We start from the raw sequence: 13,496 nt of genomic DNA, 5'->3' as shown, positions 1-13,496 counted from the left end.
CGGTGCGGGGCGGGGGCGACCCTGCCTCGCACCAATTTCTACTTCAATAGTTCAATAGACCTTTGGAACATAGAGATCGTCCGGCAGAATCCGGCGTTCATATTCCGGGTTGTACTTTCGATCCGGCAGATCGACCTTTTCCTGCGGCACATCCAAATACGGGATCTTGGTCAGCAGGTGTTCAATGCAATTCAGGCGCTCGCGCTTTTTGTCATTGCCTTCGACGATGTACCAGGGCGCTTCAGGTATGTTCGTGCGGAACAACATGTCCTCCTTGGCCTTGGTGTAGGATTCCCACCGAATGCGCGATTCCAGATCCATCGGCGACAGCTTCCACTGCTTCATCGGATCGTGAATGCGCATCAGGAATCGCAACTGCTGTTCTTCGTCGGTGATCGAGAACCAATATTTCAGCAGGATGATCCCCGACCGCACCAGCATCCGTTCGAATTCGGGAACGTCCTGAAAGAACTGTTCGACCTGATCTTCGCTGGCAAAACCCATGACCCGTTCGACACCGGCCCTGTTATACCAGGACCGGTCGAACAGAACGATTTCGCCAGCTGCGGGCAGGTGCGGCACGTAGCGTTGGAAATACCACTGGCTTTGTTCCCTGCGACTCGGTGCAGGCAACGCAACTACACGCGCAACACGCGGGTTGAGGCGCTGGGTAATCCGCTTGATTACCCCCCCTTTACCGGCACTGTCGCGACCTTCGAACAGGATGCACACTTTGGCGCCGGTATGTTGAACCCAATCCTGCACTCTGATCAGTTCGGCCTGCAATCGCAGCAGGTTCTGGAAATAGACCTTGCGGTCCAGCATGTCGGGATGCTGTTCCTTATAGATCTTGCGAACTTCCATCGACAGCATCGGCTCGCTGAATTCGATTTCGAAATCTTCGTCCAGCGTGTCTTCGAGCTCGGCTTCCAGCCAGTCTTTTGGGGCATCATTGTTTTGGTAAGCCAAGATCTGCTCCTTATCAGTCAACGGGTTCCGACCATACCCAGAGAGTGTGACCGCCTGATGTCATCAGATATAATTGATGAACGCTCCGCGCCGGTTCAATACCAAGTTGGTGCGGGGTCGTAAAACAGGCAGATGTACGGTCATTCCTATAATTGAACTGACCTGCGCCTAGATACAAGCGTCCGATTTGACGCAACGCCGGCAGTTAAGCACAGGCTGACCCTTGCACGGCCTTGCCATTTGGGGTTGTCCGACGGCATCAATACGCACCTGAATACATGAGAGAGCCGTGGCGCATTTTGTATCCCTTCTGCCATTGATATGGCCCTGGTCCATACTGATCGCCGGCATGGTCAGTGCGGCCTCGGGCCGGCGTCAACTTGGCCTGACGCTGCTATTGGTGTTTGGTCTTACCGCCCTCGCCATGGGGCTGGTCACACCTTTGGCTATTGGACTTGTTGCTGCCGGATTGCTGGGGGCTGCGGCCCTGAACCATCTTACAGGCACCGGTGCGGCGGTTGGCCACGTCATGTTGATCGGCTGGTGTCTTGCATTGGGCGCGCATCTGGTGCCCGGTTTTCAAAACCTGCTGGTACTGGACCGGGTCTACGCCGGGCCGGACAGTTCGGCGTTTTCAATGTACTTGAATCTGGACAAGCCAATGGTGCTTTTTGCGGTTCTTCTGGCCTGGCCGGGAATGACCGATTCAGCGAGACCTGTCCGGAGAACACCGTTGCTGGTGGGCCTTGCGACCTTGCCCGCGCTCTTCGCCGTCGGGCTGTCCGCGCAGGCCATCCGGCCAGAACTCAGCCTACCGCCTTGGTGGCTGATTTTTGCATTGTCGAACCTGTTTCTGACCTGCTTGACGGAAGAGGCTTATTTTCGCGGGTACCTGCAGTCGCTTATTGCGTCCAAACTAGGTGCAGCACTTGGTGTGACTCTGGCCAGCCTTCTGTTTGGTTTGGCGCATTTTGCCGGGGGTCCGGCCCTAGTCGCTTATGCCGCGATTCTTGGCGCGGCCTGTGGTTTGGGATTTTATGCGACCGGTCGGGTGTGGGTGCCCGTCATAACGCATTTCGGCTTCAATGCCATGCATCTGATCCTGTTCACCTACCTGGCCCCAGCCTGACGGTCACACCGGCAAGGCCGTCGTCTTGAACACAGTACGCAAAGCAAATGAGCTTTGCATTTGCGCCACGCCGGGCAAGCGCGACAGGTACTGACGGTGAATTCGGGCGAAATCCTCGGTGTTCTCGGCGACAACCTTCAGAATATAGTCCGCCGTCCCCGCCATAAGATGACACTCCAGAACGTCGGGAATACGCGCCACCGCTTTTTCGAACGCATCCAGAAGCTCTTCGGCCTGGCCCTGCAGCGTGATCTCGACAAACACGGTGGTCGGAACGTTCATCTTGCGTGCATCCAGCAACGCCACATAGTTTCGAATGTACCCTTCGGCCTCAAGCCGTTGGACCCGCCGATGACACGCCGACGGCGACAGATTCACCTGATCCGACAGCTCGGCATTCGACATCCTGCCGTTTCTCTGCAGGGCGGCCAGAATCTTTCGATCGGTCGTATCGAGGCTCATACGCGCAAGTCCTTTGCAAGAAACTCTAATAATACCGAAGATTCTCGCAAAGAAAACCCAAATGACGGGCAGAGTTTCACAGAAATTGCATCCCGAATTGCACATAATTTGGGCAGTTTATGAATGGAGGAGCGAGAAATGAAAATCGGTTGCCCCAAGGAAATCAAACCCCAGGAATTCCGTGTTGGCATGACCCCCAACGCTGCGCAAGAAGCTGTTGCGCGCGGCCACGAGGTCATCATTGAAACCAATGCCGGCATGGGTTCCGGCTTTGACAACGACTCGTATGTTGCCGCAGGTGCGCGCATCGTCGACACAGCAGAAGAAGTTTTTGCGACCGCGGACATGATCGTAAAGGTCAAAGAACCCCAGGCGGTCGAGCGCAAGATGCTGCGTGAAGGCCAGCTGCTGTTCACCTACCTGCACCTGGCACCCGATCCAGACCAGACCCACGACCTGCTGGCGTCGGGCTGCACCGCGATTGCCTATGAGACCGTAACCGATTCCAAAGGCGGCCTGCCTCTGCTGGCACCGATGTCCGAAGTTGCCGGCCGTCTGGCACCTCAGGTCGGTTCGTGGACCCTGCAAAAGGCCAATGGCGGCCGCGGTGTTCTGATGGGTGGCGTTCCCGGCGTTGGCCCGGCCAAAGTCATTGTGATCGGCGGCGGCGTTGTTGGCACGCACGCAGCCAAGATCGCGGCCGGCATGGGCGCTGATGTCACCGTTCTGGACCGGTCTCTGCCACGCCTGCGTTACCTCGACGACGTCTTTGGCGGTACGTTCAAAAGCCAGTACTCGACAGCCGGCGCAACGGCCGAGCTGATCCAGGAAGCCGACATGGTCATCGGTGCGGTTCTGATCCCCGGCGCTGCGGCACCAAAGCTGATCTCGCGCGCGCAGCTGTCCACCATGAAACCCGGTGCGGTTCTGGTTGACGTTGCGATCGACCAGGGCGGCTGCTTTGAAACCTCCAAAGCGACCACCCATGCTGACCCGATCTATGAAGTGGACGGCGTCATGCACTACTGCGTAGCCAACATGCCGGGCGCGGTTGCGCGGACCTCGACCATCGCATTGGGTAACGCAACCATGCCGTTCCTGCTGGCGCTGGCGGGTAAAGGCTGGAAGAAAGCATGTCAGGACGACCCGCATTTGCTGGCAGGTCTGAACGTCCATGCCGGTCAGCTGACTTACGAAGCTGTTGGTACGGCGCTGGGTCTGGATGTTGTCTCGCCCGAGGCAATCGTCAACGCCTGACGCACTCCCGCCCCTGAAAGTAGCCGCAGAAGCGGCTGCTTTGCAGCGTTGGGCATGGCGGCGCGCCTTTGGCGCGCCGCTTTTCTTTTGATCGAACGGCTTTTGCACCAATAAGAAAAACGCCGCGCTAAAAGCGCGACGCCGGGTCCAATCGCAGGAGGGCATTTCCAATGCCCGCGCGACGGGCGGGAGCATTTACCCTTCTTTGTGAATTTCCACAGAATGCGGGTAGGGAATCGAAACGCCTTTGGCGTCAAACGCTTCCTTCACGGCTTTGGTAGTCTCGAACTTCACATCCCAATAATCCGCGGCCGCGCACCACAGCCGCGCCGTCAGATCGACCGAGCTGTCGCCCAGATTTGTCACGCGCACCCAAGGTTCCGGATCACTGTGGATACGGTCATCGGCCTTTGCCACATCCAGAATGATCTTCATCGCCTCATCAGCGCTATCGCCATAGTCGATGCCGAACACCAGATCGACACGCCGCGTGTCATGCGCCGAGTAGTTGGTGATGATCGATCCCCAGGATTGCCCGTTCGGAACGATGATCTGAACGTTATCTGGCGTCACCAGCTCGGTCGTGAACAGGTTCAGATCCTTAACAGTGCCTGCGGTACCGCCGATATCGACATACTGACCCAGCTTGTAGGGGCGGAAGACGACCAGCATAACGCCCGCAGCAAGATCGCTCAGCGTGCCCTGAAGAGCCAAACCGATGGCCAGAGAAGCAGCACCCAGAATGGCGACGATGCTTGTCGCCTGAATGCCAAAGATGCCCAGGACGGCAACCAGCACCATTGCCAATATGACCCACTTCACCAGGCTGGCGACAAAATTCCCAAGCGTCTGATCAATATGCGGTGTCGCATTGATCCGGCGCCGGACTACACCGGCAATGGCGCCAGCAATGATCCACCCAAGGATCAGTACGACCAGCGCCTTGACCGCGCTTATGATCAGCGGGGCATAGGCACCCACCTGTGTTACGACCTCATCCACGCGCATCTCCTTTCGATTCACGGCGAACCCGCGTCTCTCAGCACGGGATTGGCGGAATAGTGGTCCATAAGCGCGCTTCGGTCTAGGTGTGAGATACGCAGGTTTTCCCCGTTGTTCTCACGTACACAGCCCCTGACCTTGTATGCACAGCCCGGATACTGGCAAGACTGGGCAATTGTACCTACCTATTGCTGGCAACCCATGACAGGAGCCCTCCATGCTGGACACCGCCTCTCACCCGATCACGGCCCGCTGGCCCGCGCAGTTTCCCGACAGGATTCAGCTCTATTCTTTCCCCACGCCGAACGGTGTCAAAGCGTCGATCATGCTGGAAGAAACCGGCCTGCCCTATGAAGCCCATCGGGTTACGCTTTCGGACTCGGATGTCAAAAGCCCCGAATTCCTGTCATTGAATCCCAACAACAAAATCCCGGCGATCATCGACCCGAATGGCCCGGACGGAGAACCCATTGGTCTGTTCGAAAGCGGAGCGATCCTGATATATCTCGCCGAGAAAAGCGGCAAGTTTCTGGGTCAGACCAAAGCCGACAAATATCGCGTGATCCAATGGGTGATGTTCCAGATGGGTGGCATCGGTCCGATGTTCGGGCAACTGGGCTATTTTCACAAATTCGCGGGCAGCGAGATCGAAGACCCGCGCCCCCGCGAACGCTACGTGAACGAGGCCAAGCGATTGCTGAATGTCCTGAACCAACAGCTTGAAGGCCAGGATTGGATTGCCGGAGACTATTCCATTGCCGATATCGCAATCGCGCCGTGGCTGCGCGGGCTCGAATTCTACAATGCGCACGACCTTGTTGGTTGGGAAGACCACGCCAATCTGGTGGCGTATCTCGACCGGTTCCTGGAGCGACCCGCGGTGCAAAAAGGCCTGGTTACGCCGCCCCGGGACTGATTGCTTCGGCGATCTTTTCGGCAATCATGATGGTGGGCGCATTGGTATTGCCGCCGACCAAAGTCGGCATGACTGATGCGTCCACCACCCGCAGCCCCTCGACCCCATGAACCCGGCCTTCGGTATCGACAACGGCCATATCGTCGAAACCCATCTTGCAGGTGCCCACCGGATGATAAATCGTGTCGGCACGGCTGCGGATATCAGCCTCCAAGGCCTGATCACTGCCGTCATGGGCATAGAGCCGCTTTTTGCGCCAGGGTTCCAGCGGCTCGGATTCGAGAATTGACTCCATGATACGAGCCCCACGCTTCAACAGATCCAGATCGCGGTCATCGCTGAGATAAGCCGGATCAATACGCGGCGGCTCTCCTGCCCGGTCCGAGGTTAGCCCAACGCTGCCCCTGCTGAACGGGCGCAACACACAGACATGGCACGAATACCCGTGCGGCAAGTGAATCTTTCGCATGTGGTCGTCAACGATTCCGACAACAAAGTGCAGCTGAAGATCCGGTTTGGAAACGGATGGATCAGATTTGAAGAACGCGCCGCCTTCGGCAAAGGGAGTCGCAAACAGCCCCTCTCCGGTGCGGCGCCAGTCCAACCCCGCCTTAGCCAGGTTCCATAGCCCGCCCGGGGTCAGCCCGATGACATCCTTACGTTTCGAATGATAGCTGAGGACATAGTCCAGATGGTCCTGCAGATTCTGACCAACGCCGGGCAAGTCGTGCAGAACAGGAATACCGTGCTGTTTCAACTCGGCCTCGGGCCCGATACCGGACAACATCAGCAATTGTGGCGAACCAAAAGCACCCCCCGAAAGGATGACTTCCCGGCGGGCGCGAATTTCGACTTCTTTGCCTTTTTGACGCAGCAACACGCCAGCCGCGCGCTTTTTGTCAAAAAGGATCTTCTGGGCTTCTGCCCCTGTCATGATTGTCAGGTTGGGTCGCGTTTTGACGCCCCGCAAATAGGCCGCAGCTGCCGAGCAACGTTCACCCTTATGCGCCCCGTCGTGGAACTGCGTGACCTGATACAGGCCTGCGCCTTCCTGCTCCGGCCCGTTGAAATCCTTTGTTTCGCGAATTTGTTGCTGGCCGCAGGCTTCGACAAACGCATGAGAGATGGCACGCGGCTCAGACTGGTCCGACACGTGCAAGGGACCATCACCGCCATGGAGATCATCGGCACCGCGCGCATTGCCCTCGGCCCTGCGGAAGTAAGGCAGGACATTCTTCCAATCCCAACCTTCGCACCCCAAATCCGCCCATTCATCATAGTCGCTGGGATGCCCACGCACATATAGCATCGCGTTGATCGCCGATGAGCCCCCCAGCGCCTTGCCGCGTGGCTGAAACCCTTTCCGACCATTCAACCCGGGCTGGCGCACCGTTTGAAAAGCCCAATTGTTCAGCTTGGGTCGCCCCGATACCATGGCCGCCACCAGGGCGGGAGCCCGGATCACCAGATCCTCACCCGCCCCGCCCGCTTCGATCAGGCAAACGCTTGTGTCTGGTTGTTCGCTCAGCCGCGCGGCCATCACACAACCAGCGGACCCGCCGCCCACGATGACGTAATCGAATTCCATGGCTGCTCTCCCCTACTGCCCTATCAGACGGTAGAAAGTGCCCTGAAATCAGGCAAGCGAAACGTAGCGTGAGTTATTTTGGCAGGGCGCCAGTCAGAACATAGCGCAGCACATCAACCACTTGGCCCGGGTGCTCGGCCACAGCCAGCGCCGCAGCGTCCACTTCTTTCAGCGCGTGCTGGTGATCAGGACCGTGCAGTACGATCAAGGACTTTCCCAAAGCCGCAGCATAACCCGCATCGAAGGCTGCATTCCACTGTTTGTACTTCTCGCCGAACCGGACCACGACCACATCGGCATCCGCAATACCCTTGCGCGTGCGGATCGCGTTGACCATCGCGCCCTTGTGGTCATGCCAATACTTGTTCGGCTCGGCCCCCAGAATGGCCACACCGCAATCGTCGCTGGCCCCGTGATCGGTGACCGGGCTGTTGAAAGTGATATCCAGACCCTGAGCACCCTCAATGATCTGTTCCCGCCAGTCGGTGTGGATTTCGCCAGATAGGTAAACGTTCAGCATCTTTTGTCCTCCGCAAAAACAGAAAGGGCGCGACCGCCCCTTCATCTTTTCAAAAACACTCCCGCCAGCGGCGGCCAAGCATCAACCGCGTAATGTACCGCCTGTTGCCTTGGTAACCTTGGCGATGATCTTTTCGGCCACCGCTTCGATGTCTTTTTCCTTCAGCGTCGCATCCGTCGGCTGCAGTCGCACGGTGATGGCCAGTGATTTCTTGCCTTCACCCAGGCTGCCGCCGATGAATTCGTCAAAAACCCGCACATCCTCGACCAGCGCCTTGTCGGCGCCGGCTGCGGCGTTCACCAATGTCAGCGCCTCGACGCTCTCGTCGACGACGAATGCAAAGTCACGCTCGACCGCCTGCAAATCACGCAGTTCAAGCGCGGCGCGGGTCGCGCCGGATTTACGCGGCAGAGGCACCTCTTCCGGCCAGATGGTGAAGGCCATCGCCGGGCCTTTAATGTCCATCGCCTGCAACACACGCGGATGCAGTTCGCCAAAGACACCCAACACCTTTTTGGGACCCAGACAAATTTTGCCGTGACGCCCCGGATGCCACCAGGCGTCGCCATCGCGCATGACCTGGACCTTGGAAGGTGCACCAATGGCCGTCAGCACAGCCTCGGCATCCGACTTGGCATCAAACACGTCAACTGGGCGCGAGGCACCGTGCACGTCCTTGGGGCCGTTGCGACCGACAAGCAGCCCGGTAATCTGGGTTTTCTGATCGCCAGGTTCGCCGTCATGGAAAACCGGGCCAACCTCGAACAGCGCGACATCTGCATACCCGCGCGCCTGATTGCGGGCGGCGGCCTGCAGCAAACCGGGCAGCAGGTCGGGACGCATATGGCTCATCTCGGACGAGATCGGATTTTCCAACTGCGTCGCTTCATCCCCGCCACCGAACAAGGCAGCCGAAGCCTGATCGATGAATGTATAGCTGACGCATTCATTGTACCCCAGCGCCGCACAAGTGCGACGCGCCATCGACTGACGCCGCTGCGTTGGGGTCATCACCGCCTTGGGAATACCATCCGTCACACGCGGCAGCGGCTTGCCCTGCAATTTGGTCAGGGATGCAATCCGCGCGACCTCTTCCACCAAATCAGCTTCGCCCATGATATCGGGACGCCAACTGGGGACATGCGCCATCTCGCCTTCCAAACGGAAACCTAGGCGGGTGAGCGTCTGGCGTTGCTCGCTTTCCGGAATGTCCATGCCCACCAGCGACTGCACGCGTTCAGCGTCCAGCTTGTAAGCGCGCGAGTGATCCGGTGCCTTGCCAGCTTCGACGACTTTCGAGGCTTCGCCACCGCAGATATCCAGGATCATCTGCGTCGCATGTTCTAACCCTTCCAGCGTGTATTCAGGGTCTACGCCACGTTCGAACCGATAGCGCGCGTCCGAGTTGATCTTAAGCGCACGGCCGGTCAACGCGATCTGCACATGATCCCAAAACGCGCTTTCAAGGAACACATTCACTGTGTCCTCGGTACAACCAGTTTCCTCACCGCCCATAATCCCGGCAATCGACTCCGGGCCCTTATCGTCCGAAATCACCATCATACCGGGCTGCAGGGTGTATTCTTTCTCGTCCAGCGCAACCAGCTTTTCACCGCCTTTGGCACGGTGAACGCGCAGGTTACCCTGCACGTTGTCCGCATCGAAAACGTGCAGCGGGCGGTTCTGGTCGAACGTCATATAGTTGGTGATATCCACCAATGCCGAGATCGGACGCAGGCCGATTGCCTTCAACTGATCCTGCAGCCATTGCGGGCTGGGGCCATTCTTGACCCCTTTGATCAGGCGGCCGGTGAAATGCGGCGCACCGTCCAGCGTATCCTCGTCGATTGTCACCTTGACCGGGCTTTCGAACTCACCCGGCACCGGTGTATAGCCGCGTTCTTTCAGCGTACCGACGCCACGTGCAGCCAAATCGCGAGCGATCCCGGCCACGCCCAGCGCGTCGGGGCGGTTCGGCGTGATGGCGATCTCGATCATCGTATCGACTTTTGCCGGCTCGTTCTCGGCCAACCAGTCGACGAATTTGTCGCCGACTTCGCCCGAGGGCAGCTCGATGATGCCGTCATGTTCTTCTGACAGCTCCAGTTCCCGCTCCGAGGCCATCATACCAAAGCTTTCGACGCCGCGGATCTTGCCCACGCTGATCGTAAGATCCAGACCGGGGATATACATGCCCGGTTTACAAACCACGACCGTGATACCTTCGCGTGCGTTGGGCGCGCCGCAGATGATCTGCAGATCGCCTTCATCGGTCGCAACGGTGCAAACGCGCAGTTTGTCCGCATCCGGGTGCTTTTCCGCGTGTTTCACATAGCCCAGCGTAAAGCCTGCCAGACGGTCCGCCGGGTTCACGATCTCTTCGACTTCCAGTCCAAGATCGGTCAGCGTCTCTGCAATCTCATCCACCGACGCATCGGTATCGAGGTGGTCTTTCAGCCAGGAAAGAGTGAATTTCATCGGTCGGTTTCCGCCAGTAAATCTAGGGTCAGACCGCGTGTAACGGATATTGCGGACAGGGGAAAGAGGGTGCGGGGGGCTTGGGCGCCTACTCTTCCGCGACCGTGTTGGAAACACCATTCGCACCAGCAAACACCGCCAGAATCCGAGCAATACCATCCCCGGAGTTTACCCCTGCATGAGGTGTGCGAAACGCCTCGACCAGCGCATCGCCGGTTTTTTAGGTTTTGGTCCCGGCATCCCCGTAATCCACCGTGATTTCACCCTCTAGCATGTAAGCTGCCAGCGGGACCTCGTGCCTGTGCCAGCCGGTTTTTTGACCAGGCTGCATGGTGACGATGGCCATAGTAATCTGCGGTGTGCCGTCCGGGTATTCCAGTGGTTCGCCAATCACGGATTTATCGGTCTGCAACAGCACCTCAACCGGCGGATAGGTGTCGCGCGCCAGAACAGGTGTGGTGGCAAGGATCAGGGCGCTTAAAAACAGGGTTCTTATTAGGACCGTTCCATTCTCGGATCATTCCGGGCTAGTCAAATGTTCAGGGGTAGGTCGGTTCCCGTCCCAAAAGCTCATCCAGTTGTCGCCCGATCCAGCCATGCGGGATGAAATGCCCGCCGGGATGCGTATCCAGCGAAACCTGTCCCTGTGCGCAATCGGTCCACTCCACCCGGCTGAGGTTCAGGATCGGCACAACACTCCAATCCCCGCGCGGCGTCGCTGTTTCACACCCGAACTTCTGCCGCCACAGCGCCACTGGATAAGTCGTGTCCCCGCCCGGCCCAAAGGGGAAGTCCATTACGGTGTCGCTGGTCCCGTGCACATGGCGCACCTCGGCCGGGGCTTGCGGGCAGTCCTCAGTCTGACGGATCGACCCCGCGACCGCCAGCAAAGCAGCCGTGTCATTGCCCGACTGGCACACATAGCGCCACGCCATCGCACCGCCAAAGGAGTAGCCCGAGACATAAATTCTTTCCGGATCAATCGGATAGCGTTTGGCGACGTCCTCAAGCACCCGATCAGCGAAGGGGACATCACGCGTGTCCGAGGTCCAGAAATCCCAGCTTTTACCCAACCCGTTCGGGGCCACCAGCAGCACGCCGCGCAGTTTCGTGGCCCCGGCGATGCGTTCATGGTTCACCACCACGGTCCCCTGCCGCGCCCAGCCGTGAAAATGCAGCAACACCGGCAGAGGCGTTTCACCATCCCACCCGTCGGGCTCCAGCACATGATACGAGCGGTCGCCGACCTGACAGGCGGTATCACCGTGGCAGGTTTCGATAGCGGAGGCTTGTGTGGCGGTCAGCAGGAAGAGGCAGAGCAGTCGATAAATCATCTGCCGAACCCTAGCGAGCTTGCGCCCGCTGTCACGTCACAACCCCGTGGGCGCATGTAACAAGCCGCGCCGTCGCCAGACCGCGCAGGCGATCTGGCGCAATAGAATTGCTCCTATGCAAACCTGTTCCGATCATATCTGGCAATCGGTCGTAAAACTTCGTTTATAGTTTGGATTGCATTATCTTGCCTTGGGCCCAATTCGTCCTTGTCGCTACCCAGACCATTCAAGTGAACATCACATTCCGCTTTCAGCTCCTGCGCTTCCGGAGTTTCACGATGCTCCACTTCAATTTCAATTAAACAGTTTATTGCCCGAACAATATTTTCGCGAATGCTAAAAAACTCACTGAAAGACTTAGAGACCTCATTGTTTCCAATCAGGATATCCTGTTGCACTTCAGCTCGCCGAAGTTCTTCGAAAATACCATTCTTATCAAAAACTTGCCGGTATCGGTATTCGTAGTACTCAAGTTTATCATCAAAACGCTTTGGCAGGCCCCGACCCCAAGGCAATGCCCGGATGCTTCTTAACGCCTCATCTGCATTGGTACCGGCAATCAAACACGTTTGCGCCACTTCAGCTTGGGCTCGTAACTTGGCCTCCGACCGCCAGCGTTGGTATTGAAACAGCCCAACGATCGCTACAACGCCGACTAGGAATGTTCCAATGTTTGCCAGCACAGCGGCCAGCGGAGCAATCCAGAAGAAATCACGGCACATTTTCGCACGCCGTTACCACTTCGACTTCGCTCAACGCGACAAACCACCATGAAGGTTCGGCATATCCAGCGCTGCAAACCCATAGTGGCGCAACCAGCGCAGGTCGCTATCAAAGAACGCCCGCAAATCCGGAATGCCGTACTTCAACATCGCCAGACGGTCGATGCCGATGCCAAAGGCAAAGCCCTGATAGACATCCGGATCAATCCCGCCGGCGGCGATCACCTTCGGGTGGACCATGCCCGAGCCCAGAATCTCCATCCAGTCGTCGCCATCGCCGATCTTCAGCTGACCATTATCCCAGGAACAGCGGATATCGACCTCGGCCGACGGTTCAGTGAACGGGAAGTGCGAGGCGCGGAAGCGCAGTTCGACATCGTCGACCTCAAAGAACGCCTTCACGAACTCTTCCAGAACCCATTTCAGGTTCGCCATCGAGATGTCCTTGTCGATGGCCAGCCCCTCGACCTGATGGAACATCGGCGTGTGGGTCTGGTCATAATCGGCGCGGTACACGCCGCCCGGACAAATGATGCGGATCGGCGCGCCCTGTTTCTCCATCGAGCGGATCTGCACCGGCGAAGTATGGGTGCGCAGCACATGCGGCGGGCGATTGTCGCCCTCGGCACGGTGCATATAGAACGTATCCATCTCGGCCCGCGCGGGGTGGTGGCCGGGGATGTTCAGGGCGTCAAAGTTATACCAGTCGTCCTCGATCCGCGGCCCTTCGGCCACCGAGAAGCCCAGTTCGGCAAAGATCGCGGTCAGCTCCTCAGTCGCTTGGCTAACTGGGTGGATCGAGCCCTGACGGCGCGCGCGGGTCGGCAGAGTCACATCCAGCCATTCTGTGCGCAGGCGTTCGTCCAGCGCGGCATCGGCCAAAGCGGCTTTCTTGGCGGACAGGGCCGAGTTGATCTCATCCTTCAGGGCATTCAGCGCGGGGCCAGCGACCTGACGTTCCTCGGGCGTCATCTTGCCCAACTCGCGCATCTTCAGCGCGACTTCGCCTTTTTTGCCGACAGCCGCGACACGGATCGCTTCGAGCGCGTTTTCGTCGCCTGCATCGGCGATCTGACCCAGATATTTTGCCTTAAGATCGTCCATGACGGTTCCCTGAAT

13 protein-coding genes are annotated in these 13,496 nt (G+C 58.2%); 3 read left to right on the top strand and 10 right to left on the bottom strand.

Annotation, left to right across the window (positions count from 1 at the left end; translation table 11 throughout):
• Positions 1-51: 51 nt before the first annotated feature.
• Positions 52-969, bottom strand: a complete 918-nt coding sequence (ppk2, locus tag DHN12_RS13605; protein WP_108860856.1) for a polyphosphate kinase 2 — start codon at positions 967-969, stop codon at positions 52-54.
• Between the two features lie 289 nt (positions 970-1,258).
• On the opposite strand from ppk2, the gene DHN12_RS13600 reads away from it, so the two are divergent.
• Positions 1,259-2,098: a CPBP family intramembrane glutamic endopeptidase gene (locus tag DHN12_RS13600; protein WP_108860696.1), complete on the top strand. Its 840-nt coding sequence runs from the start codon at positions 1,259-1,261 to the stop codon at positions 2,096-2,098.
• A 3-nt stretch (positions 2,099-2,101) separates the two neighbouring features.
• Here the strand turns inward: DHN12_RS13600 and DHN12_RS13595 are convergent, their stop codons facing one another.
• Positions 2,102-2,560, bottom strand: coding sequence for an Lrp/AsnC family transcriptional regulator (locus DHN12_RS13595; RefSeq protein ID WP_058278916.1), 459 nt, complete (start codon positions 2,558-2,560; stop codon positions 2,102-2,104).
• A 138-nt stretch (positions 2,561-2,698) separates the two neighbouring features.
• Between DHN12_RS13595 and ald the strand changes: the two genes are divergently transcribed.
• Complete coding sequence (gene ald, locus DHN12_RS13590; protein ID WP_108860695.1) at positions 2,699-3,817, top strand: alanine dehydrogenase; 1,119 nt, start codon at positions 2,699-2,701, stop codon at positions 3,815-3,817.
• Between the two features lie 195 nt (positions 3,818-4,012).
• Here the strand turns inward: ald and DHN12_RS13585 are convergent, their stop codons facing one another.
• Positions 4,013-4,825, bottom strand: a complete 813-nt coding sequence (locus tag DHN12_RS13585) for a mechanosensitive ion channel family protein (RefSeq protein WP_373455759.1) — start codon at positions 4,823-4,825, stop codon at positions 4,013-4,015.
• A gap of 211 nt (positions 4,826-5,036) precedes the next feature.
• Between DHN12_RS13585 and DHN12_RS13580 the strand changes: the two genes are divergently transcribed.
• The gene (locus DHN12_RS13580; RefSeq protein WP_108860694.1) at positions 5,037-5,735 is read left to right on the top strand and encodes a glutathione S-transferase family protein; all 699 of its coding nucleotides are present in this window, start codon (positions 5,037-5,039) and stop codon (positions 5,733-5,735) included.
• Here DHN12_RS13580 and DHN12_RS13575 read toward each other — a convergent pair.
• From DHN12_RS13575 to pheS, 7 genes are all read right to left on the bottom strand, one after another.
• On the bottom strand, positions 5,716-7,323 hold the full coding sequence (locus DHN12_RS13575) for a GMC family oxidoreductase (RefSeq protein WP_108860693.1): 1,608 nt from the start codon (positions 7,321-7,323) through the stop codon (positions 5,716-5,718). The genes DHN12_RS13580 and DHN12_RS13575 overlap by 20 nt on opposite strands.
• Positions 7,324-7,396: 73 nt before the next feature.
• Positions 7,397-7,843 carry a YtoQ family protein gene (locus tag DHN12_RS13570; protein ID WP_108860692.1) on the bottom strand — a complete coding sequence of 149 codons (447 nt, stop codon included), beginning with the start codon at positions 7,841-7,843 and terminating at the stop codon, positions 7,397-7,399.
• An 81-nt stretch (positions 7,844-7,924) separates the two neighbouring features.
• Positions 7,925-10,321: a phenylalanine--tRNA ligase subunit beta gene (gene pheT, locus DHN12_RS13565; protein ID WP_108860691.1), complete on the bottom strand. Its 2,397-nt coding sequence runs from the start codon at positions 10,319-10,321 to the stop codon at positions 7,925-7,927.
• Positions 10,322-10,541: 220 nt separating this feature from the next.
• Complete coding sequence (locus tag DHN12_RS13560) at positions 10,542-10,733, bottom strand: cupin domain-containing protein (protein ID WP_159090032.1); 192 nt, start codon at positions 10,731-10,733, stop codon at positions 10,542-10,544.
• 127 nt (positions 10,734-10,860) lie between these two features.
• Positions 10,861-11,655 carry a PHB depolymerase family esterase gene (locus tag DHN12_RS13555; RefSeq protein WP_108860689.1) on the bottom strand — a complete coding sequence of 265 codons (795 nt, stop codon included), beginning with the start codon at positions 11,653-11,655 and terminating at the stop codon, positions 10,861-10,863.
• 113 nt (positions 11,656-11,768) lie between these two features.
• The gene (locus DHN12_RS13550; protein WP_108860688.1) at positions 11,769-12,377 is read right to left on the bottom strand and encodes a hypothetical protein; all 609 of its coding nucleotides are present in this window, start codon (positions 12,375-12,377) and stop codon (positions 11,769-11,771) included.
• Positions 12,378-12,407: 30 nt separating this feature from the next.
• Positions 12,408-13,481 carry a phenylalanine--tRNA ligase subunit alpha gene (gene pheS, locus DHN12_RS13545; RefSeq protein WP_108860687.1) on the bottom strand — a complete coding sequence of 358 codons (1,074 nt, stop codon included), beginning with the start codon at positions 13,479-13,481 and terminating at the stop codon, positions 12,408-12,410.
• Positions 13,482-13,496: the final 15 nt, after the last annotated feature.

The organism is Ruegeria sp. Alg231-54, assembly GCF_900143525.1.
GTDB lineage: Bacteria > Pseudomonadota > Alphaproteobacteria > Rhodobacterales > Rhodobacteraceae > Ruegeria.
The sequence above is the reverse complement of the archived record's forward strand: the minus strand, read 5'-3'. Positions and strand labels throughout refer to the sequence as shown.